This window comes from Pseudomonas sp. NPDC088444 (assembly GCF_044900175.1).
In the GTDB taxonomy this organism is placed as follows: domain Bacteria; phylum Pseudomonadota; class Gammaproteobacteria; order Pseudomonadales; family Pseudomonadaceae; genus Aquipseudomonas.
Map to the genome: position 1 here is coordinate 614,292 of NZ_JBJDNK010000001.1, position 22,217 is coordinate 636,508.

Sequence of the window (22,217 nt, forward strand, 5' to 3'; positions counted from 1 at the left end):
TCACAGATGTGCTGGCCGACTCTCCGCATTCGCCAGGATGCTGGCTCTCACAAACGCGTTTATCACCGCCTGGATATCAATCCGCCAAACGCCAGGTCGTACCGCCCTTGCCATCTTCCAGCACCACGCCCATGGCGGTGATCTGGTCGCGGATGCGGTCCGATTCGGCCCAGTTCTTGTCGGCGCGGGCTTGCAGGCGAGCGGCAATCAACGCTTCCACTTCAGCCGCATCGACACGCCCTTCGGCACCGGCGCGCAGGAAGTCATCGGCTTCCAGCTGCAACACGCCCAGCACGCTGGCCAGTTGCTTCAAACGCGCCGCCAGACCGGCCGCTGCCGCGACATCGCTGTCACGCAGGCGGTTGATCTCACGCACCATCTCGAACAGCACGGCACAGGCTTCCGGTGTACCGAAGTCATCGTCCATCGCTACCGAGAAACGCTCAACGAACGCTTCTCCACCCGCTGGCTCCGCCGCTGGCAGGCCTTTGAGCGCGTGGTAGAAACGCTCCAGCGCACCTTTGGACTCTTTCAGGCTGTCTTCGGAGTAGTTGATCGCGCTGCGGTAGTGGCTCGACACCAGCAGGTAACGCACCACTTCCGGGTGGTATTTATCCAGCACGTCGCGAATGGTGAAGAAGTTGTTCAAGGACTTGGACATCTTCTCGCCATTGATGCGGATCATGCCGCAATGCATCCAGGCATTGGCGTAGGTCTTGCCGGTGGCCGCTTCGCTCTGGGCGATTTCGTTTTCGTGGTGCGGGAATTCCAGATCGGAGCCGCCGCCATGAATGTCGAAGGTCTCGCCCAGGCAGCAGGTGGACATCACCGAGCACTCGATGTGCCAGCCCGGGCGGCCCGGACCCCATGGCGACTCCCAGCTCGGCTCGCCCGGCTTGACGCCTTTCCACAGCACGAAGTCCAGCGGGTCGTCCTTGGATTCGTCGACCTCGATCCGCGCACCGATGCGCAGATCTTCGATCTTCTTGCGCGACAGCTTGCCGTAGCCCAGGAACTTGCCGACGCGGTAGTACACGTCGCCGTTGCCCGGTGCGTAGGCGTAGCCCTTGTCGATCAGGCGCTGGATCATGTCGTGCATGCCGCCGATGTAATCGGTGGCGCGCGGCTCCATGTCCGGCTTGAGGATGTTCAGGCGCGCTTCGTCCTCGTGCATCGCGTCGATCATGCGCGCGGTCAGGGCATCGAACGACTCACCGTTTTCACGGGCGCGATTGATGATCTTGTCGTCGATGTCGGTGATGTTGCGCACGTAGGTCAGGTCGTAGCCGCTGAAACGCAGCCAGCGAGTGACCAGATCGAACGCGACCATGCTGCGGCCATGGCCCAGGTGGCAGTAGTCGTACACGGTCATGCCGCAGACGTACATGCGCACCTTGTTGCCGTCCAGCGGCTTGAAGATTTCTTTGCTCTTGGTGAGCGTGTTGTAGATCGAAAGCACGTTGCCTACCTTACGTCCAGGAATCCCGCAGTGTCACTGTGCGGTTAAATACCGGCTTGCCCGGTTTCGAGTCCTTCAGATCCGCGCAGAAATAGCCTTCGCGTTCGAACTGGAAACGGTCTTCCGGCGCTGCTTCACCCAACGATGGTTCGGCACGACAACCGGTCAGCACCTGCAAGGAGCCTGGGTTGATGTTGTCCAGGAAGGTCTTGCCCTCTTCAGTCTTTTCCGGGTTGGCGGACAGGAACAGGCGGTCGTACAGACGCACTTCGCACTCAATGCTTTCAGCCGCAGGCACCCAGTGGATCACGCCTTTGACCTTGCGGCCTTCCGGGTTCTTGCCCAGAGTGTCCGGGTCGTACGAGCAACGCAGCTCGACGATGTTGCCGGCAGCGTCCTTGATCGCCTCGTCCGCGCGAATCACGTAGCTGCCACGCAGGCGCACTTCGCCGTTTGGCTCCAGACGCTTGTAGCCCTTCGGCGGCTCCTCCATGAAGTCATCGCGGTCGATGTAGATTTCACGGGAGAACGGCAGTTTGCGCACGCCCAGCTCTTCTTTCTGCGGATGACGCGGCAGTTCCAGATGATCGACCTTGTCTTCCGGGTAGTTGGTGATCACGACTTTCAACGGGCGCAGCACGCACATGGCGCGCGGGGCGTTGGCGTCCAGGTCCTGACGGATGCTGAATTCCAGCATGCCGAAATCGACCACACCATCAGAGCGGTTGGTGCCGATCATTTCGCAGAAGTTGCGGATCGACGCCGGGGTGTAGCCGCGACGCCGGAAGCCCGACAGGGTCGACATGCGCGGGTCGTCCCAGCCGTTGACGTGCTGTTCATCGACCAATTGCTTGAGCTTGCGCTTGCTGGTGATGGTGTAGTTCAGGTTCAGACGCGAGAACTCGTACTGGCGCGGCTTGCACGGCACCGGCAGGTTGTCGAGGAACCAGTCGTACAGCGGACGATGGCTTTCGAATTCCAGGGTGCAGATCGAGTGGGTGATGCCTTCGATGGCGTCCGACTGACCGTGAGTGAAATCGTAGATCGGGTAGATGCACCACTTGTCACCGGTCTGGTGGTGATGGGCGTGGCGAATACGGTACAGGATCGGGTCGCGCAGGTTCATGTTCGGCGAGGCCATGTCGATCTTGGCGCGCAGCACGCGAGCGCCGTCTTCGAACTCGCCGTCCTTCATGCGGGTGAACAGGTCCAGGTTTTCCTCGACCGAGCGGTCACGGAACGGGCTGTTCTTGCCCGGCTCGGTCAGGGTGCCACGGTATTCGCGAGCCTGTTCGGGGGTCAGGTCGTCAACATAGGCCTTGCCAGACTTGATCAGCTCGACCGCCCACAGGTAGAGCTGGTCGAAGTACTGGGAGGCGTAGCGCACTTCTCCGGACCATTCGAAGCCCAGCCATTTGACGTCGCGCTCGATGGCGTCGATGTATTCCTGGTCTTCCTTGGCCGGGTTGGTGTCGTCGAAACGCAGGTGCGTGACGCCGCCGAACTCCTGAGCCAGACCAAAGTTGACGCAGATCGACTTGGCATGACCGATGTGCAGGTAGCCGTTGGGCTCCGGCGGGAAGCGGGTCACGATCTTGGTGTGCTTGCCGGAATCCAGATCCGCCTGCACGATCGGGCGCAGGAAGTTGGTCGGAATGGCAGGGCCTGCCTTGGTGTTGGCAGCAGCGTCTTGAGTGGGCTTGCTCATAGGATCCTTGAAAACCTGACAGTCGCGGCCAGGGTAGGCCGAATAAATCAAAGCGCCTATCATAGCCGAACCTGTCAAGCCCCTGACAGCGTGGCGTGACAAAACTGCCCAGATGCGCCAAAGCCCTTGACTCAGCCCCGTGACACCGCTCGCAGCGCAGCGACCTCAATCGTGACTTTCGTTTGTAGGGCCGGCCTCTGTAAACTGCGCGCCTGGGTGAACCCATGGCCCCCGCAGCCAGCCACTACGCTGTGCTGTGTTGGGCTGTGCGATTGACACGTCCAACCACGCATTTCAATAGAGCGACCGAACAATGTCCAAAGTAAAGCTGACCACCAACCACGGTGACATCGTCCTGGAACTGAACGCTGAAAAAGCGCCTATCACTGTCGCCAACTTCATCGAATACGTAAAAGCCGGCCACTACAGCAACACCGTATTCCACCGCGTCATCGGCAACTTCATGATCCAGGGCGGCGGTTTCGAGCCAGGCATGAAAGAGAAGAAAGACAAGCGCCCAAGCATCCAGAACGAAGCCGACAACGGCCTGCCGAACAAGAAGTACTCGGTGGCCATGGCCCGTACCATGGAGCCGCATTCGGCCTCGGCGCAGTTCTTCATCAACGTCGCCGACAACAGCTTCCTGAACCACAGCGCCAAGACCGTTCAAGGCTGGGGCTACGCAGTGTTCGGCGAAGTGGTAGAAGGTTCGGACGTGGTCGACAAGATCAAAGGCGTCGCCACCACCTCCAAAGCGGGCCACCAGGACGTACCGGCTGACGACGTGATCATCGAGAAAGCCGAGATCGTTGAGTGATACTGCTGATCTCCGATCTGCATCTGGAAGAAGGACGCCCGGACATTACCCGGGCGTTTCTGGATCTGCTGAGTGACCGGGCGCGTGGCGCCGAGTCGCTGTATATCCTCGGGGATTTTTTCGAGGTCTGGATCGGCGATGACGCGATGTCGCCGTTCCAGCGCTCGATCTGCGAAGCCCTGCGCGCCTTGAGCGACAGCGGCACGCAGGTGTTCCTGATGCACGGCAATCGCGACTTTTTGATTGGCAAAGCCTTTTGCAAGGCGGCGGGCTGCACCCTGCTGCGCGACCCGAGTGTCGTGCACTTCAATGGTGAACCCGTGTTGTTGATGCACGGAGACAGCCTGTGCACCCGCGACGAAGCCTACATGCGTTTGCGCCGCTATCTGCGCAATCCACTGACGTTATGGGTTCTGCGCCACCTGCCCTTGAGCACCCGCCATAAACTGGCGCGCAAGTTGCGCAACGAAAGCCGCGCGCAGACCCGCATGAAAGCCAACGACATCGTTGATGTCACCCCTGAAGAAGTGCCACGGGTCATGTCCGAATTCGGGGTCAAAACCCTGATCCACGGCCACACCCACCGGCCCGCCATCCACAAGCTGCAAATCGGCGACGACACCGCGCAGCGCATCGTATTGGGAGATTGGGACCGCGAGGGCTGGGCGTTGCAGGTCGATGAACAGGGCTTTGAACTGACCTCGTTCGGGTTTGTGCCGGAGCAGCCGTTGGCGTTGCCGCACAGCCCTCAGACGCCTTGATTGTTCCCACGCGGAGCGTGGGAACAATCATCAACAATCTTAAGCCAACGGCGATCAATGCCCCGCCCCAGGCCCGGCCTTGGCCACGAACGGCGGTTTGGCCAGCCAGATGATCAGAATCAGCGCCATGAACAGCCAGCCCATCATGTAGAAATAATCCACAGTGGACATCATGTACGCCTGGCTGGTGACCATGCTATCGAGCTGGGCGTAGGTCTGATTGCTCGCGCCGCCTAACGTTTCGATGGCATGCCGCGTGGTCGAGTCATAGACGTTCACGTTTTCGCTGAGGTAGGCGTGGTGCATCTCGGCACGGCGAATCCAGATCCAGGTAGTGAGCGACGCGGCGAAGCTACCGCCCAGGTTACGCAAGAAGGTAGCCAGCCCTGAACCGTCGGCGATCTGCGACGGTGGCAAGTCCGAAAGCAGAATGCTCAACGTCGGCATGAAGAACAACGCAATCCCCGCCCCCATGAACAATTGCACCAGCGCGATGTGTTCGAAATCTACCTGGCTGGTGAAGTTCGAGCGCATGAAGCAGCTCATGCCAATGCCCAGAAACGCCAACCCGGCCAGCATGCGCAGGTCGAACTTGGGTGCGTATTTACCCACGAACGGTGACAGGATCACCGGCAGAATGCCAATCGGCGCCACCGCCAACCCCGCATACGTCGGCGTATAGCCCATTTGGGTCTGTAACCATTGCGGCAGAATCAGGTTGATGCCGAAGAAGCCTGCATAACCCAATACCAGACAAATCGTCCCGACCCGGAAATTGCGGAAGCTGAATAGCCTTAAGTTGACCACCGGATGCGCGTCAGTCATCTCCCAAATCACAAACGCCGCCAGCCCGATCACCGAAATCACCGTGCCGACGATGATGAAGTTCGACGAGAACCAGTCCAGATCGTTGCCCTTGTCGAGCACGATCTGCAAGGCGCCCACACCGATAACCAAGGTGATCAAGCCCATATAATCCATCGGCTGACGACTGGTGGTCACGGGACGTGCCGCCATCTGCGTGCGCACCACGAACGCGGCGAACAGGCCGATGGGCACGTTGATGAAGAAGATCCACGGCCAGGTGTAACTGTCGGTGATCCAGCCACCGAGAATCGGCCCGGCAATCGGCGCGACAACCGTCACCATCGCCAGCAGTGCCAGTGCCATCCCCCTTTTCGCCGGGGGGTAGACCGCGATCAACAGCGTCTGGGTCATCGGGTACAGCGGGCCGGCGACCACACCCTGCAGCACGCGAAAGCCCACCAACTCAGGCATCGACGTGGAAATACCGCACAGAAACGAGGCCATCACGAACAACAGCGTGGCCCATATAAAGAGCTTCACTTCACCAAACCGGCGGCTCAGCCAGCCAGTCAGCGGCAACGCGATGGCGTTACTCACCGCAAACGAGGTGATGACCCACGTACCTTGCTCGGAACTCACCCCCAGATTGCCGGAAATGGTCGGCAGCGCGACGTTGGCAATGGTGGTGTCGAGCACCTGCATGAAAGTCGCCAGCGACAGGCCGATGGTGGTCAGCAGCAGGCTGGGCGGCGTGAACGAAGCGGGAGCGTTCTGACTCATCGCGAATCCTTTGACACTCGAAGAACGCCCCGGCCCGCAGGCCGGAGCTTATCGTAGGGACTGACGAATCAGCGCTGGGCGGTCTTGCCCGAAGCCGACGCGCTGTTTTCGTGAATCAGACGGGCGATCAGCGTGTCCGCTTCCGCCAGTTGCTTAACGTAAACGTCGGTGGTGAACGAGGCCTGTTTGGGCGGCTGTTGCGCCAGCACCGGGCCGCTCTGGTCGTGCAGGTTCACATCGACCACAGTCGACAGGCCGATGCGCAGCGGGTTCTTCGCCAGTTCGTCCGGGTTGATGTGAATCCGCACCGGCACACGCTGGACGATCTTGATCCAGTTACCCGTGGCGTTCTGCGCAGGCAGCAGCGCGAACGCACTGCCGGTCCCGGCGCCGACGCTGTCGACGGTGCCGCTGTACTTCACATCGCTGCCGTAAAGATCCGCTTCGATGTCCACCGGCTGGCCGATGCGCATCTTGCCCAGTTGGGTTTCCTTGAAGTTGGCATCGATCCACAGTTGGTCCAGCGGAATCACCGCCATCAACGCAGTGCCCGGCTGCACGCGCTGGCCCAGTTGCACGGTACGCTTGGCGACGTAGCCTGTGACCGGCGCGATCAAGGTGCTGCGGGCGCTGTTCAGGTAGGCCTGACGCAATTGCGCGGCGGCAGCCTTCACGTCCGGATGCGACGAGACTTGGGTGTCGTCGATCAACGCTGTGCTGGTGGCCAGTTGCTGCTGAATGTTGTTCAGGGCGTTCTGAGCACTGGTCAGGTCGTCCTTGGCGTGGGACAGCTCTTCCTGAGAAATCGCCCCGCCTGCTGCGAGATTGCGACGACGGTTATAGTTGTCCTGCGCCTTTTGCACTTCAGCGCGCTGGGCAGCCAGTTGCGCCTTGATGCCGTCGACGCTGCTGTACAAGCCGCGCACCTGACGCACCACTTTGCCCAGATTGGCCTCGGCACTCTGCAACGCCACTTCGGCGTCGTTCGGGTCGAACTGCACCAGCACCTGGCCTTCACGGACCAGATCGCCATCATCGGCGCCAATGCTCACGACAGTGCCCGTGGTTTGCGGAGTGATCTCCACCACGTTGCCATTGACGTAGGCGTCGTCGGTGCTTTCCTTCCACTGACCGTAGACTTCATACCAGCCCCAGACCCCGATCCCGGCCAGGATCACGATAATCAACAAGCCGAACATCAACAGCTTGCGCTTGCGTGGGTTCTTTTGAGGCTGGCCGGGGGCGGCGCCCTTCTGATCTTTGGGCTCATTTGCAGCGGTGTTTTCAGGAGTAGTGGCAGTGGCCATGACGAGTACCTTAATGAGTCAGCGAAGCAGTTGACGGGACGGCCGGGGCGGCGTTTTTGCCGGATGGGCTTTCTTCGAAGCCTCCCCCGAGGGCCTGCATCAACTGGATCGAAAGATCGATGCGTTCTGTGTTGAGATCAGCCAGTTGGCGTTGCGACTGCAGCAATTGCTGTTCGATCGTCAGCACGTCGAGGTAATTGCCGATCCCCGACGAGTAACGCTGAACCACGGTGTTGTAGGACTTCTGAATGACATCGGTCGCCTGTTGGCGGGCGTCGATCTGGCCGCTGATCGAATGCAACTGGCCGATGTTGTCGCTGACATCGCCCAAGGCACGGACCAGGCTCTTGTTGTACTGCGCGACCGCGAGGTCGTAGTCGGCATCCCGCGCATCGAGATCGGCGCGACGACGACCGCCGTCGAAAATCGGCAGCGAAACGGTCGGCGCCACATTGAAGAAGCGGCTGGCCGAACCAAACATCGCATCGCCCAGCAACGACTCCACACCCGCCGACGCACTGAGATTCAGGTTCGGGTAGAAGGTAGTTTTGCTGGCCGCGATGTTCTTGCTCGCAGCCTCGACCCGCCAGCGCGCCGCTACCAGATCCGGACGGCGACCGAGCAATTCGGCAGGCACCACCGATGGCAGCGCGACTGCGGCGGGTTTGAGCACTTCAGGCCGCGCCAGCGCTTCGCCGCGATCCGGCCCTTTGCCCATCAATACGGCCAGCGCAATCTTCGCACTACGCAGGCGTTTGTCGGCGTCCACCAGCGACTCGCGGGAGCTGGCTTCCAGGCTCTCGGTTTGCTGATACTGGTATTCGCTGTCGATACCGGATTTGAAACGACGGGCGCCCAGTTCCAGCAATTGGCGTGTACGTTTCAGGTCTTCGGCGGCCAGATCGCGCACGATGTAGGCCTGACCGAGATCGCTGTAAGCGCGCGCCACGTCGGCGGCGAGGGTCAGTTGCGCCGCACGCTGGTCGACCTCGTACGCCCGAGCCTGACCCAGCGCCGCTTCCCAGGCAGCCCGCTGGCCGCCCCACAGGTCGAAGGTGTAATTGAAGCTGGCGCCCAGGCTGCGCAGAGTGCTGTAACGGTCGCCCTGCCCCAGTGGGTCCTGATCCTTGGCCAGCCGCGAACGGCTGACGCTGGCGTTGGCATCGACAGTCGGCATGCGCTCGGCGTCAGCCGCATAAGCGGCGGCACTGGCCTGATGGGTCCGCGCAGCGGCGATCTGCATGTCAGGACTGTCGTGCAGGGCTTCGGTGATCAGGCCGTTGAGTTGAGGATCGCCCAGGCTCGTCCACCAATCGCGCTTCGGCCAGGCCGCAGGCGAAAGGGTCACGCCGGTCAGGCTTTGCCCGGCTTGCAGGCTGTTGGCGTCAATACCGACCGCTTCAGTGTTAAGACCTTTGGAGTTGGCGCAACCGGCCATGACCAACGCGACGAACACCAGGCTCAATGACGTGCGCAAGGCAGTGCTGCGTTTGAGTGGAATGTTCATTTGGCTGCAATCCGCGCAAGGGTGATCGGATCGGCTGCCGCGACCAGCACTTTGGTCAGCAGCTTCTCCAGCGTGGCCAGTTCGCCGTCTTCCAGCACGCCGACCATTTCGTTCATGGCCTTGGCGCCGATTTGCGGCAACAGGTCGGAAAGCGCCTTGCCCGAATCGGTCAACACCAGCCGCACCTGACGACGGTCGGATTCGGACCGGGTGCGCACCAGCAGGTCCTTCTGCTCCAGCCGGTCAAGCATGCGGGTCATCGAACCGCTGTCCAGGCACAGCGAACGGCAGAGATCCGCCGGGGTTTCTGCACCATAAAGCGCCACGATCACCAGCACTTTGAACTGCTGAGCGGTCAGGTCATAGGGCACCAAGTGTTTGTCGAGAATGCGGTTTTTGAGCAAATCCGCGCGACCGATCAGCATGCCCAATAGGCTGTTCTGAAAGGTCTCAGGCGTGAAATGTGCCATTGATAGTCACCCATTATCTGCCTAGGCAGTGATTTGAGGGTGATACTACTGCCTAAGCAGCAAACACACAATGAAACAATTTTTAGGATGCAGAGTTCCGGTCGAACGTCTCCGTCGGATGGGTGGGCTCAGGAGGGCATCAGGGTTTTCCGTACTTTTACTTTCCAGACCCGGCGCCTATCATCAGTCAGCCATTCGCATTGGCTCTCCGGCGTGCCTTGCGCACGTCTGCACTCTCATCCGAAGCAGTCGAGACAGATGATTACTCTTCAGGACCTCAACGAATTCATCAGTAACCCGGAATTGAACGACAGCGTTGCACAGGTCTGGGACCTGATCGGCGCCCACTTCGAGCAAGCCCAGGCCACACTGCCTCCCGAGCGCGCAATGCCACGTCGCGAGCTGTCCTTTCACGATCACGTGCGCTTGCTGGGCTATCTCTCGCTCCTGATCGAAGGGGTTCCGGGGGATGTGGTGGAGATTGGCGTCTGGAAAGGCAAATCACTGGTGCTGATGAACGAAGTCTGCAACCGGGAACGCCGCGTCATCGGGATCGATCCGTTCGAATTGCCCAATCAGTTCGAAGAGTTCAGCCACTACAAGGATGCGATGCTGCCCAATGCGCATATTTTGCGGGGCTACTCGGAACTGTGTGCCGAGCGTTTCTACCACCTGAACCCCAAGGTGGCGCTGCTGCACATCGACGGCGGTCACGCCGGGCGCAATGTGCTGCTGGACTTCCTGCTGTATTCGCCAAGCGTGGTACCCGGCGGGTTCATCGTGTTCGACGACTATGCCGATTACCTGCACTCGCCGGAGGTCGGCCCCGCCGTCGACTTGCTACGGGCCACCGGCTATTTCAAGGACTTTCACGTGCAGGGCTGTGTGCGGGGTTTCGAAAACAGCTACGTGATTCAGCGCGTTCGCTGAACAGCGTTCCCGGATGTGCTACGCCCCGCCATCGGGCGTAGCACATCGGTGTCAGGCTGGCACACCGCTGTGAAAACGGAAGTCTTCATCGGGGCTTTCGATCAGTTCACGCTCGGCCAGACGAATTTCTTCGATCTTGGCGTCAACGTCGGCCTCCTCACCGTAGAGGTAGGCGAGTTTGAGGTAATCCTGAAAGTGCCGCGCTTCGGACTTGAGCAGGCTGGCGTAGAACTTCGACAAATCAGCGTCCAGATGCGGCACCAGCGCTGCAAAACGCTCGCAGGATCGGGCCTCGACGATTGCTCCGACGATCAGCGCATCGGTCAGGCGATAGGGGTTGTGATTGCGTACGAGTTTGCGCAGCGCCCCGGCATAGCGGGCCGAACTGATGTTGGCCATGGGAATGCCACGCTTCTTGATGATGCTGATCACTTGCTCGAAATGACGCAATTCTTCACGGGCCAGACGTGACATCTTGGCTTGCAGGTCGAACTTGTCGTTGTACTGGAACATGAACTGAAACGCCGCACCTGCGGCTTTCTTTTCATTGTTGGCGTGATCGATCAGCAGAATGTCCAGATTCTGCAGGGCAGCCTTGACCCAACTGTCGGGTGTGGGGCAAAGCAGGAAAGCGTCGACTTCTGGATACATCTGCATGAGGGGTCACAACTGGCTGATAGGCAAGGCGCAGCATTATACGGGCCTGTCGGCGCAGGGCCAGTCTCTCGACGCGTAAAACCGCTGACGCCGATCAACGCGACGTTCAACAGAGGCCATCTATAGTTAAACAGCGAACACTCAACAACCGTCGATGGTCGAAGCTTTCATGCCGCTTTGCAGGGAGATCCGCTCATGTCATCGATTCGCAGGATTCTGGTCGTCATCGAACCCAGTGCCGAAACCGATCAGGTGGAAAGCCTGGCCATGCGGCGGGCATGCCTGATCGCCAATGCCACCGGCGCGGCTCTGCATCTTCTGATCTGCGACCGTAAAGCGGATCATTCCGAGCTGCTGACCACCCTCAAACATGACTTGCAGGCGGAAGACTTCGCCGTCACTGCCGAACAGGACTGGCAAGACAGCACCCATCAAACCATCGTCAAGGTCCAACAGGCTCAGGGCGCCGATCTGGTCATCAAGCAGCATTTCCCCGACAGCGCCCTGAAAAAAGCCCTGCTGACACCCGCTGACTGGAAACTCCTGCGTTACTGCCCATGCCCTGTGTTAATGGTGAAAACCGACCGGCCCTGGAAAGGCGGCGCGATTCTGGCGGCCGTCGACGTCGGCAACCCGGATGGCGAACACACAGCCCTGCACTACAGCATCGTGAAGCATGGCTTCAACATTGCTGATGTGGCCAAAGGCGAGCTGCATGTCATCACCGCCCACCCCTCCCCCATGCTGTCGGCGGCGGATCCGGTGTACCAATTGTCGTCCACCATCGAAGGGAGATACCGCGAGCAGTGCAAGGCGTTTCAGACCGAGTTCAATATCGACGACACCCACCTGCACATCGCCGAAGGGCCAGCGGATGTGTTGATTCCGTTCACCGCCCACCATCTGCAAGCAGCCGTGACGGTTATTGGAACGGTGGGGAGAACCGGGATTTCGGGGGCATTGATCGGCAACACCGCCGAAGTGGTGCTCGACTCGCTGGAAAGTGATGTGCTGGTGCTGAAAAGCGAAGAGGCGCTGGCGCATCTGGAAGAGCATTTGGCACGGGCGTGAAGCACCGCACGCTGGCTTTTTTGTGGGAGCGAATTCATTCGCGATGCGGTGGTGAGGCTGCCGGAAATGCGTCGGATGTACCGGCCTCTCGTGAATAAGTTCGCTCCCACAGGGTTGTGTGTTTGCTGCACGACAGCGCGGTGCCGGTGCGGTGGGGCATCCCACAGGATTAATCGCGTTCTAGCTCAACCCATCGCGTCTTTCAGGAATCCCGGCGCGATGTAACGCTCGTAATGCGCCTCCGACAACAGGAAAAACTCCCGATCAATGGCATCGCGCAGGTCGGGGAGTGTCCAATCACGGAACTCCGGCAGCAGCACCATCCCGTAGGCCTCAACGTTATTGATCACCCGCGCCCCTCGGGCGATCAATTGATAGGCCCAGCAATATTGCGACTGCTGTGGCACGAAACGAATCTTGCGCTGCTCCAGTTGCTGGCGCAGCAGGGCCGGGTCGAATACCTCGACTTTCGCCGCCATCACCTGCACCAACAAATGCTCAAGACGCAACCAGACCGCGCGCTTTTCATCCTCGTTGTAACCGTTCCAGTGGATCACTTCATGGTGAAAACGCTTGCAGCCACGGCACACGAGGTCCCCGTAAACGGTGGAGCACAGGCCCACGCAGGGCGTCTTGATCACTTGATTGGGCATGGCGCAAAGACACGGCAACAGACAAAACAGGCCTGCATGTTAGCCCTTTGTCTAACGGGGTACACCCCTGAAGATGTAGGGGCTAACTTACCTTTCGCCATTTTTTGCCGTAGAATCACCGGGCCTTTTAAGGCGCCAATGTCCGTTGGAAGCTGTTTTCAAAGCGTCACGAGCACAGTAGGTCTACCCGGCAGTACGGTTCTACGACGCAGGTTCGCCCTGCGTCCCCCCCTCAAGAACCGCTCATGCAGGCGTAAAACTTTGAAAACAGCTTCTGTTGGAGATCGTCAGCGTGCTGCCCAAAGACCCAAGAAGTCTTTAAGGGGCACGGATGCGGACTTTCTCTGGATGAGCGTCCCGGACACCCATATTGGGACCACTGATGAGGGTAATACTGTGCTTGAAGCCTACCGTAAACACATCGAAGAGCGTGCCGCCCAGGGTATCGTGCCCCAGCCGCTTAACGCCGAACAAACCGCAGGCCTGGTCGAGCTGCTGAAAAACCCACCGGCTGGCGAAGAAGCTGTCCTGCTTGACCTGATCACCAATCGCGTTCCGCCAGGCGTTGACGAAGCTGCCTACGTCAAGGCCGGTTTCCTGTCCGCTCTGGCCAAGGGCGAAGTCTCCTCCCCACTGCTGGACAAAAAACGCGCGGTAGAACTGCTCGGCACCATGCAGGGCGGCTACAACATCGTGACCATGGTTGACCTGCTGGACGACGCCGAGCTGGCCCCGGTAGCCGCAGAACAACTGAAGCACACCCTGCTGATGTTCGATGCCTTCCACGACGTCGCTGAAAAAGCCAAAAACGGCAATGCACATGCCAAAGGCGTGCTGCAATCCTGGGCTGACGGCGAGTGGTTCCAGAAGCGTCCGACCCTGGCCGACAAGATCAGCCTCCGCGTCTTCAAGGTGACCGGCGAAACCAACACCGACGACCTGTCGCCTGCGCCTGACGCCTGGTCCCGTCCGGACATCCCGCTGCACGCCCTGGCCATGCTGAAAATGGCCCGTGACGGCATCGTCCCTGACGTACAAGGCTCCATCGGCCCGATGAAGCAAATCGAAGAAATGCGCGGCCAGGGCTTCCCTATCGCCTACGTCGGTGACGTGGTCGGTACCGGTTCCTCGCGTAAATCCGCCACCAACTCGGTGCTGTGGTTCTTCGGTGACGACATCCCTTACGTGCCGAACAAGCGCGGCGGCGGCTTCTGCTTCGGCAGCAAGATCGCTCCGATCTTCTACAACACCATGGAAGACGCCGGCGCTCTGCCCATCGAATTCGATGTTTCGAACATCAACATGGGCGACGTCATCGACGTTTACCCGTACGAAGGCAAAGTGTGCAAACACGACAGCGACGAAGTGATCACCACTTTCGAACTGAAAACCCCGGTTCTGCTGGATGAAGTCCGCGCTGGCGGCCGTATCCCGCTGATCGTGGGCCGTGGTCTGACCGGCAAGGCGCGCGCCGAGCTGGGCCTGCCGCCTTCGACCCTGTTCAAGACCCCTGAAGCGCCAGCCGCCAGCACCAAGGGCTTCACTCTGGCGCAGAAGATGGTCGGCAAGGCCTGTGGCACCGACGGCATCCGTCCGGGCACCTACTGCGAACCGAAGATGACCACCGTCGGTTCTCAGGACACCACCGGTCCAATGACCCGTGACGAACTGAAAGACCTGGCGTGCCTGGGCTTCTCCGCCGATCTGGTGATGCAGTCCTTCTGCCATACCGCCGCTTATCCAAAGCCGATCGACGTCAAGACTCACCACACCCTGCCTGACTTCATCATGACCCGTGGCGGCGTTTCGCTGCGTCCGGGCGACGGCATCATCCACAGTTGGCTGAACCGCATGCTGCTGCCGGACACCGTCGGCACCGGTGGTGACTCCCACACCCGTTTCCCGATCGGCATCTCGTTCCCGGCCGGTTCCGGTCTGGTCGCGTTCGCAGCAGCCACTGGCGTCATGCCGCTGGACATGCCGGAATCGATCTTGGTCCGTTTCAAAGGCAAGCTGCAACCGGGCGTCACCCTGCGTGACCTGGTTCATGCCATCCCTTACTACGCGATCCAGAAAGGCCTGCTGACCGTCGAGAAGAAAGGCAAGAAAAACGCCTTCTCCGGCCGCATCCTGGAAATCGAAGGTCTGGAAACCCTGACCGTCGAACAAGCCTTCGAACTGTCCGACGCCTCGGCAGAACGCTCGGCGGCCGGTTGCACCATCAAGCTGTCGAAAGAGTCGATCGCCGAATACCTGAACTCCAACATCACCCTGCTGCGCTGGATGATCGCGGAAGGCTACGGCGACCCACGCACCCTGGAGCGTCGCGCCAAGGCGATGGAAGCCTGGATTGCCAATCCAGAGCTGCTGGAAGCCGACAAGGACGCCGAGTACGCCGAAGTCATCGAAATCGACCTGGCCGACGTCAAAGAGCCTGTGCTCTGCGCGCCGAACGACCCGGACGACGCCCGTCTGCTGTCCAGCGTCGCTGGCGAGAAGATCGACGAAGTGTTCATCGGTTCGTGCATGACCAACATCGGTCACTTCCGCGCTGCCGGTAAGTTGCTGGATCAGGTCAAAGGTCAACTGCCAACCCGTCTGTGGCTGTCGCCGCCGACCAAAATGGACGCTCACCAACTGACCGAAGAAGGCTACTACGGCATCTACGGCAAGGCTGGCGCACGCATGGAAATGCCGGGCTGCTCGCTGTGCATGGGTAACCAGGCACGTGTGAACCCGAACGCGACCGTGGTTTCGACCTCGACCCGTAACTTCCCGAACCGTCTGGGCGACGGCGCGAACGTCTACCTGGCCTCGGCTGAGCTGGCGTCCGTTGCATCGATCCTGGGTCGCCTGCCGACCGTCGAGGAGTACATGGAGTACGCAGGCAAGATCGACAGCATGTCGGCCGATGTCTACCGCTACCTGAGCTTCGACCAGATCGCTGAATTCCGTGAATCGGCGGCTAACGCCAAGATTCCGGTGGTTCAGGCGTAAGGTTTTGATGCTTTGAAAGAACCCCGCTTCGGCGGGGTTTTTTATTGAAGAATTAAAACCACTTTAAGTTTCCAGCCCCATGGCCGTTTTAGACTCGGCTCACCACGGTTTAACTTGGTCAATCGATCCGATTCTCTGGTATAAAGTCCCTTCAACTGCCGCAGTTTCCTTCATCTTTTCACGCATCGCAAAATCAAACGATACGATTGTCTGCCCCGTGTAAGGGATCAATGAATAATAGATAAAAAAAGAACACATTTCTTCCAGTAAAACGGCTAAAAAATCAGTCGGAAATAGACGCTCGCCTGAGACCATCAAAATGGCAGGAATTGGCCCATTACCACTGTCCTCCAGTTCCCCTTTGTACCTTAACCTCAGTGCTCTTCGTTTCTGCTCTCTTTTGTAAGCTGCCAGTTCTTGACTCGTCTTTCTCACATAGGGTTGATCCTTAAGAAGATAAAGGCCTCGCCCAACCGGCACATCTACATCTATAAATTCTTGGCGATCAGACTGCCAATATACGAGTGCTGGAAACGTTTGCTTCAGCCAGACACTCGCTTTTTTCGTATCGAAGCCATATGGTCCATACCCAAAATTATCAACCCCATGTTGATAACATATACAGTAGCCCTCTCTAGCCACTGCCGCACCGTTGAACATATCCTCGTACGCTATTGGAAACTCTATTATCTGCTCCATCACGCCTCCCTACCACGTAAACACAATCTTCTCACCCTTAGCATTGACCGCATGTATGTGCCCTGACTCATGATGCTTCGGAACTCCGGGCATACCCGCGTCAGGGTGTCCATCCGGGTGTTCGAAATACTGCTCCCTGCCCTCCTTACGTTCTCTGCCTAGCGATTGTGCTCCGCTCTTCTTCATTTCCGTTCAGTTCTGTCCCCTGCTCGACGAATTCAGCCTCTCAATTTCAATGTTTTGCCCACCTCTGGAAAGCCTGGGTACTTGTGCGTGCTCTTTTGCCAATGAGTAAGCGTGTCGACGTGTGCGCGCTTTGACGACGGTGCAACTCCACCCCCAAGGATCCACCCACCCAATCGGATTCGGCGCGTACTGATATAAATTCAGCCCACCCGCCAGCCCAATCGGATCCGGGGTGATGAAGCGGCCTATGTCGGGGTCGTAGTACCTGAAGGTGTTGTAGTGCAGTCCCGTCTCGCGATCAAGGTATTGGCCTTGGAAGCGCAGGTTTTGGTTCTCGACGACATGGAACTCGTGGATACAGTATCACTCTAAGCGCCTCACTAATCTAAAACGCTTATTCAAAATACCGTGCAGACCACGACAACAAAACCGTAAAACTAATTGATATAGGTACTTCCCGATTGAAAAGCCAAACCAAAACACGATATCTCGAACACTTGTTCCTCGGTCTGGCAACTCAAAAACAATCTATTCCCTCTCACCCAACATTTTAGTGGAGCAGGAACAAAGCCATTCCAATTATCAATCTTTATGTCTGACACCCCAGCGCCCAACAGCTTAATCACTATCGCATCGTAATTAACTCCCCAAACACCCCACTTTGCAACTTCTTTAAAAGGTTTTTTGAAAACATGAATATTCAGTGAAAACTGCCCCTGATCCAGTCCAAACTGACCAACTAATACATCGCCAACCCCTGAGGGAAAAATTGATTTTAGAAAGATGTTATTGTCAACACAATCTACAAACTCCATTTCTTTAACCTCAGTGGTTATAGTGCCCATAAGTACCCTCAACTGATCCATTTTGTGGCTTATCAATCGGTCTAACATTAAAATGCGGCTCTGCCCCGTGCTTAGGCATCGCTTTAACATGACCATAGCTATGATCTTGGATTATCAATTTCTTTCCATCGTTAGTCATGAAATGATAACTGCGAGTCTGAATCTTTTTGTAATCCTTATAGACATACCCACCATATCCATCTTCCAGATAGGGTTTTGAAACCGCGTAAGGCTGTTGACTCAAAGGGACGCCTGCATCCAGACGCGCCTGCCTAAACGCATCTCTCCGACTAGCCCCCTGGTACGAACTTTTCTTGTTGGGAGTACAACTCCACCCCCAAGGATCCACCCACCCAATCGGATTCGGCGCGTACTGATATAAATTCAGCCCACCCGCTAGCCCAATCGGATCCGGGGTGGTGAAGCGGCCTATGTCGGGGTCGTAGTACCTGAAGGTGTTGTAGTGCAGTCCCGTCTCGCGATCAAGGTATTGGCCTTGGAAGCGCAGGTTCTGGTTTTCGACGAAGTAGCGCTCGCGGTCTTCTCCAACGGTGTTGCCCCAGACTTCATACCGGGTTTGCCAGATGAGGTAACCGTCGGCTTCGGTGAGCTGTTCGGGCACGCCGCTGGAGTCGTTGTGGTAGTAGCGGATTCTCTGCTGGTCGTCTCGGCCGTCGATTCGGGCCAGAGGCTCGTAGCCGTGATCGGCGTAGAGGTAGAGGGTCGGGAAGCCGTTTTGTTCTTCCCGCAGCAGGCGCAAGCCATCCCAGGCGAATGTGGTGTCGCAGAGGATATGGCCGTCGGGGTGGTAGAGGGTTTTGCCAACTCGGCGTCCGAGCGGGTCGTAGGTCATGCGTATGACATGACCTTCAGGGTTCCGGACTTCGATCAGGCGGCTTTCGGCATCGTAGGCGAAGCGCTGTCGCCCTCGTCGATCACTGCGTTTTTCGCTCAAGCGGCCGAAGCTGTCGTAACGGTAGTGTTTGTCTTGAAAATTCAGCAGTTTGTTATGAACGACGTGACGCCCTGGGGTTTGCGGGCCACTCAGGAGGTTGGCAGCCGGGTCATAGGCGAAACGCTCCACCAGCCCGTTCATGTTGCTTTGGGCCAACGTGACTCGATGGGTGGAGTCGTAACCCAACTGGGTGCGGTGTTCTCCCGGGGAAAGCGAGTGGACGCGGGCGATGAGGTTGTCGGTCAGGTCGTATTCGTAGGTTCTGACGCTGCGTACCGGCAGTTCGGCAAATGCGCGGCGCCCCATGCGCTCCCGGGCGCTCAAGCGCCGATGACGATCGTACTCGCTGCGGGTTTCGTGCTGCCCTTGTGTGCGCAAAACCTCACGATGCAGACGGTCACGCTCAAAGTCGCTGATAACGTGGCCATCAAGGTTGATCTGGTGCAGGTGGCCGCTGCCGTAGTACAGCCGATTCAGCCAACGACCGTCCGGCAGTTGCGTCTGGGTCAGGTTGCCGAGTTCGTCGTAGCGGTGATTGAGCGTACCGGATGACGTCGTTTCGCTGATCATCTGGCCGAGGGCATCGTAGGTAAAACTAACGACCTGTCGTTCACCGCCCAGCCCGGTGAAGGTGATGCCGATCAGGTTGTCGAGCAGGTCGTAGTCGTAAACGGTGCGGCCGTCGTCGGTCACCTTGGCGATCAGGCGCCCGACGGCATCGCGCTCGAACCGATGGACAATCGCTTCGTTACCCGCCAACTGGTCGGCATAGATCGCGTTACCCAGCGCATCGTACTGATAACGCCACTGACTGCCGTCCAGGTTCTGCTGCACCGACAGTCGGTCTGCAGCATCCCAGCCAAATCGATAAGACTCCCCGTTTTCGTTGGTCAGCGTTTGCAGGCGGTCGTAAGGGTCGTAGCTGGCCTCGACCTTTCGGTGGTGCGGGTCGGTGCGTTGACACAGTCGACCGCGCGGGTCATAGGCGTAACGGGTAATTTCCTCGGCAGCGCTGACGTAGCCAACGAGCAGACCGCTGTCATCATGCAGAAAGCGCTCCACACGCTTTTCAGGGCCTTCACGTTGCGATAGCCGCCCCAAGGCGTCGTGTTGGTAATCGACTTGCTCCCCCTTGGCATCGAAGGAGCGTTGCAGAAATCCTCGTCGATCATAAGTGAAACGGGCTGAATAGCCCGAGCAGTCCGTATCGGTCGTGAGTTGGCCGAACGCGTCCCAACTGAGCGTTCTACCGTTGCCAGTGGCATCGATGACTTCGACGACCCGCCCCCGTTCGTCAAATCGATAGCGTGTGACATGGCCCAGCGGATCGACTTCATGGGTACGGTTGCCCCGCGCGTCATAGCGGTACTGCCAGCCATTACCTGCCGCATCGGTTTCCACCTTCGGCAGCGACCAATGCTCCAGCCACAATGTGGAGTCGATACGGCCAAGCGGGTCTTCAGTCGAACAGAGATTTCCCGCTTCGTCGTAAGCGAATGTCCAGGTTCCGCCATCAGGGTCAATCGCGCCGCACAACTGGCGCTCGTCGTTCCACGAGAATTGCCAGAGATGACCAAGGTTGTCGGTGTATTCAGTGATCTGGTGCTGAGCATTCCAACACCGGGTGCTGCGGCGATTCAATCCATCGACGACGGTCGTGATACCTGCGGTGAGATCGTATTCGAAGCGATATTCGCTGCCGTCATCGGTCCAGTGTCGGACCACTCGCCATTCGCGTTCGTCGATCAGCGTCCACTCGTAGAAGCAGCGCAGCCCCGTGGGGAGCCGGTGTTCGGCCATCCGCAGTGAGAGGTGGTAAGCGAACTGACGCTGAAGCTTGCCGAGGGCATCGTATACCTCGGTCAGTTGGCCTGAATCGTCATAGGTATAACGCGCCATCGTCTCAGCAGTGTCATCGTCAAACAGACGCTCGATCCGTTCGACCCGACGCGGCCAGAGTGCTGAGTACACTAACGCCACACGCACGACATCCAGCGTATCGTGCAACCGGCACAGGCGACCTTCAGCGTCGTAGATCAGATGAATGCGGTTGTCGTTGCGATCGCCCAGTTGCGAGAGTCGCAGACAGGGCGCGCCCAATAGCGTCGGCTCAAACAGCCGGTACGTGCCCTCTTCACTCTCGATCAGCACTCGCCCGTCAGTGTGCCGTTTGACAGTCAGCCCTTCACCCGCACTGAACACCGCGCTGCCCGGCGCAATTGATCCCATATCGATGTGTCGGGCCTGTTCGTCGATATAGATCAACCGCTCGCCACCCTCGGCAAGCCTGTCGATGCGCACGCACACCTCAAACGGCACGCTCCAGCCCACGCCAAACAGACCGTCCGGGCGCTCATCCCGACTGCTGTAGAAACGCTGCCATTCGATCGGCAGTACGCCCGGAAGGACAAAGTCCAGATCCTCATCACCGCCCAACACTTTCGCGCCCGTCGCGGCATGCACCGGATTCGGCGAGCCGGAAACCGCCCGCGCCAACGCGCCACCGACAGCACCAGCAACGTAAGCGCTCGCGCCGCCTAACAGCAGACACGGCAGGTTGCTGACAAACTTCGCCGGACCGCCACGCAGCATCAGCAACGCCGATATGGCCAGCCCGACGCCCGGTGTCTTGCCGCTGCGAATGGTCCTGACGACCGCTTTGCCGCCACCGATTCGCACATTCGGAGAAATACTTCCCGAGGCCACCACGACGGCATCGCAAGCACTGCGATCACCGCTACGCACGGCGGGCTGGCCATTGATGAAGACCGTGCTCGAACCCTCAGCCAGGTATTGCCCAGGCATGCCGGGGTGCTTGTCGCACAGAATCCGATCCAGCGGTTGCGGCATGGCGCGTGGGTCTGGCGTCGCCACCGTGGGCCGCCACAGCTCAGAGAAGAAGCCCTTGGCGATGTCGAGAAAAGTGCCCTCTGGGGCTTCGTCATCCGGCAACTCGACCGGCGACTGAGCGATCGACCCCGCCGCGCGTGCAGCGGGCAAACCATTGATGAACACGTCGGGTGAGCCGCTGGTGATGTACGCACACACCGTGGGCGGAAAGAGGTCGCCAGCCAGGTCGTGACAGAACGTGCTCAAGGCATCGTCGGCGCCAGTGAGTTCCATGCCGACCGTCACCGCTGCGCCAACGACCGCGCCCAACACACAAGCGCCGAGGCCACCGGTAGCCACCGTGACACCAGCCGCCGCGACGACCGCTGCCGTCACCGCAGCACCCGCGGCCACGGTGGCAACCACCTCAAGGGCGCCACCGAACACATCGGCCATGACCGAGCTATGAGCAAGGGCATCACCCTGACGGGCGGCCCAATGGGCGTCAGGCATTCCGTGATCCGCGCTGAGAAAAGCGCGGAATTTAGGGGGTTAATGCGCGGTTGTCTGAGCGCTGAAACACAAAAAGAGAGGGGTACGGGATTTTCGGAAAGGGACTACAGGGGCTTGGTTTTGAGTCTTACTTCGGAGGGGAATGTGGATGACGTGAGAACGCTACGTGGATGCCCTGTCGGGTCTTTGGTGTTGAGCCAACCCCACAAAAAAGCCCCGGTTCTCCTAGAAGACCGGGGCTTTTTCTTACCGCTTAACACTCATGG

The 22,217-nt window shown here is 58.9% G+C and carries 16 protein-coding genes and 1 pseudogene; 5 read left to right on the forward strand and 12 right to left on the reverse strand.

The window, feature by feature from the left end; all coding sequences use genetic code 11:
* Window positions 1-76: 76 nt before the first annotated feature.
* Entirely contained in the window at window positions 77-1,459 is a 1,383-nt protein-coding gene (gene cysS, locus ACI2KB_RS03060; RefSeq protein ID WP_404631235.1) for a cysteine--tRNA ligase, read from the reverse strand.
* Between the two features lie 10 nt (window positions 1,460-1,469).
* The gene (locus tag ACI2KB_RS03065) at window positions 1,470-3,167 is read right to left on the reverse strand and encodes a glutamine--tRNA ligase/YqeY domain fusion protein (protein ID WP_404631237.1); all 1,698 of its coding nucleotides are present in this window, start codon (window positions 3,165-3,167) and stop codon (window positions 1,470-1,472) included.
* Between the two features lie 313 nt (window positions 3,168-3,480).
* Between ACI2KB_RS03065 and ACI2KB_RS03070 the strand changes: the two genes are divergently transcribed.
* The gene (locus ACI2KB_RS03070) at window positions 3,481-3,984 is read left to right on the forward strand and encodes a peptidylprolyl isomerase (protein WP_404631239.1); all 504 of its coding nucleotides are present in this window, start codon (window positions 3,481-3,483) and stop codon (window positions 3,982-3,984) included.
* Window positions 3,981-4,745: a UDP-2,3-diacylglucosamine diphosphatase gene (lpxH, locus tag ACI2KB_RS03075; protein ID WP_404631241.1), complete on the forward strand. Its 765-nt coding sequence runs from the start codon at window positions 3,981-3,983 to the stop codon at window positions 4,743-4,745. The genes ACI2KB_RS03070 and lpxH overlap by 4 nt, the downstream gene beginning before the upstream one ends.
* Window positions 4,746-4,799: 54 nt before the next feature.
* Here the strand turns inward: lpxH and ACI2KB_RS03080 are convergent, their stop codons facing one another.
* From ACI2KB_RS03080 to ACI2KB_RS03095, 4 genes are all read right to left on the reverse strand, one after another.
* The gene (locus ACI2KB_RS03080; RefSeq protein ID WP_404631243.1) at window positions 4,800-6,332 is read right to left on the reverse strand and encodes a DHA2 family efflux MFS transporter permease subunit; all 1,533 of its coding nucleotides are present in this window, start codon (window positions 6,330-6,332) and stop codon (window positions 4,800-4,802) included.
* 68 nt (window positions 6,333-6,400) lie between these two features.
* Window positions 6,401-7,639 (reverse strand): HlyD family efflux transporter periplasmic adaptor subunit, encoded by a 1,239-nt coding sequence (locus ACI2KB_RS03085; RefSeq protein ID WP_404631245.1) that lies wholly within the window; start codon window positions 7,637-7,639, stop codon window positions 6,401-6,403.
* 10 nt (window positions 7,640-7,649) lie between these two features.
* Entirely contained in the window at window positions 7,650-9,146 is a 1,497-nt protein-coding gene (locus ACI2KB_RS03090; protein WP_404631247.1) for an efflux transporter outer membrane subunit, read from the reverse strand.
* On the reverse strand, window positions 9,143-9,616 hold the full coding sequence (locus ACI2KB_RS03095) for a MarR family winged helix-turn-helix transcriptional regulator (RefSeq protein ID WP_404631249.1): 474 nt from the start codon (window positions 9,614-9,616) through the stop codon (window positions 9,143-9,145). The genes ACI2KB_RS03090 and ACI2KB_RS03095 overlap by 4 nt, the downstream gene beginning before the upstream one ends.
* Window positions 9,617-9,874: 258 nt before the next feature.
* Between ACI2KB_RS03095 and ACI2KB_RS03100 the strand changes: the two genes are divergently transcribed.
* Window positions 9,875-10,546 (forward strand): class I SAM-dependent methyltransferase, encoded by a 672-nt coding sequence (locus tag ACI2KB_RS03100; protein WP_404631251.1) that lies wholly within the window; start codon window positions 9,875-9,877, stop codon window positions 10,544-10,546.
* Between the two features lie 51 nt (window positions 10,547-10,597).
* On the opposite strand, the gene ACI2KB_RS03105 is transcribed toward ACI2KB_RS03100, so the two are convergent.
* Window positions 10,598-11,197: a tRNA-(ms[2]io[6]A)-hydroxylase gene (locus ACI2KB_RS03105; protein ID WP_404631735.1), complete on the reverse strand. Its 600-nt coding sequence runs from the start codon at window positions 11,195-11,197 to the stop codon at window positions 10,598-10,600.
* A gap of 201 nt (window positions 11,198-11,398) precedes the next feature.
* Between ACI2KB_RS03105 and ACI2KB_RS03110 the strand changes: the two genes are divergently transcribed.
* On the forward strand, window positions 11,399-12,274 hold the full coding sequence (locus tag ACI2KB_RS03110; RefSeq protein WP_404631253.1) for a universal stress protein: 876 nt from the start codon (window positions 11,399-11,401) through the stop codon (window positions 12,272-12,274).
* Between the two features lie 185 nt (window positions 12,275-12,459).
* On the opposite strand, the gene ACI2KB_RS03115 is transcribed toward ACI2KB_RS03110, so the two are convergent.
* Entirely contained in the window at window positions 12,460-12,927 is a 468-nt protein-coding gene (locus ACI2KB_RS03115) for a DUF1289 domain-containing protein (protein ID WP_404631255.1), read from the reverse strand.
* A 396-nt stretch (window positions 12,928-13,323) separates the two neighbouring features.
* Between ACI2KB_RS03115 and acnB the strand changes: the two genes are divergently transcribed.
* Complete coding sequence (gene acnB, locus ACI2KB_RS03120; protein ID WP_404631257.1) at window positions 13,324-15,924, forward strand: bifunctional aconitate hydratase 2/2-methylisocitrate dehydratase; 2,601 nt, start codon at window positions 13,324-13,326, stop codon at window positions 15,922-15,924.
* 99 nt (window positions 15,925-16,023) lie between these two features.
* Here acnB and ACI2KB_RS03125 read toward each other — a convergent pair whose 3' ends face one another.
* The 4 genes and pseudogenes from ACI2KB_RS03125 to ACI2KB_RS03140 all read right to left on the reverse strand — a co-directional run bounded on the left by ACI2KB_RS03125 (window position 16,024) and on the right by ACI2KB_RS03140 (window position 21,951).
* Complete coding sequence (locus ACI2KB_RS03125) at window positions 16,024-16,623, reverse strand: hypothetical protein (RefSeq protein WP_404631259.1); 600 nt, start codon at window positions 16,621-16,623, stop codon at window positions 16,024-16,026.
* A gap of 327 nt (window positions 16,624-16,950) precedes the next feature.
* Window positions 16,951-17,145: pseudogene (locus ACI2KB_RS03130) on the reverse strand (RHS repeat-associated core domain-containing protein); the annotation flags it as partial.
* A gap of 101 nt (window positions 17,146-17,246) precedes the next feature.
* Window positions 17,247-17,654 carry a hypothetical protein gene (locus ACI2KB_RS03135; protein WP_404631261.1) on the reverse strand — a complete coding sequence of 136 codons (408 nt, stop codon included), beginning with the start codon at window positions 17,652-17,654 and terminating at the stop codon, window positions 17,247-17,249.
* On the reverse strand, window positions 17,635-21,951 hold the full coding sequence (locus ACI2KB_RS03140; protein ID WP_404631263.1) for an RHS repeat-associated core domain-containing protein: 4,317 nt from the start codon (window positions 21,949-21,951) through the stop codon (window positions 17,635-17,637). Before ACI2KB_RS03140 ends, ACI2KB_RS03135 begins: the two co-directional genes overlap by 20 nt.
* Window positions 21,952-22,217: the final 266 nt, after the last annotated feature.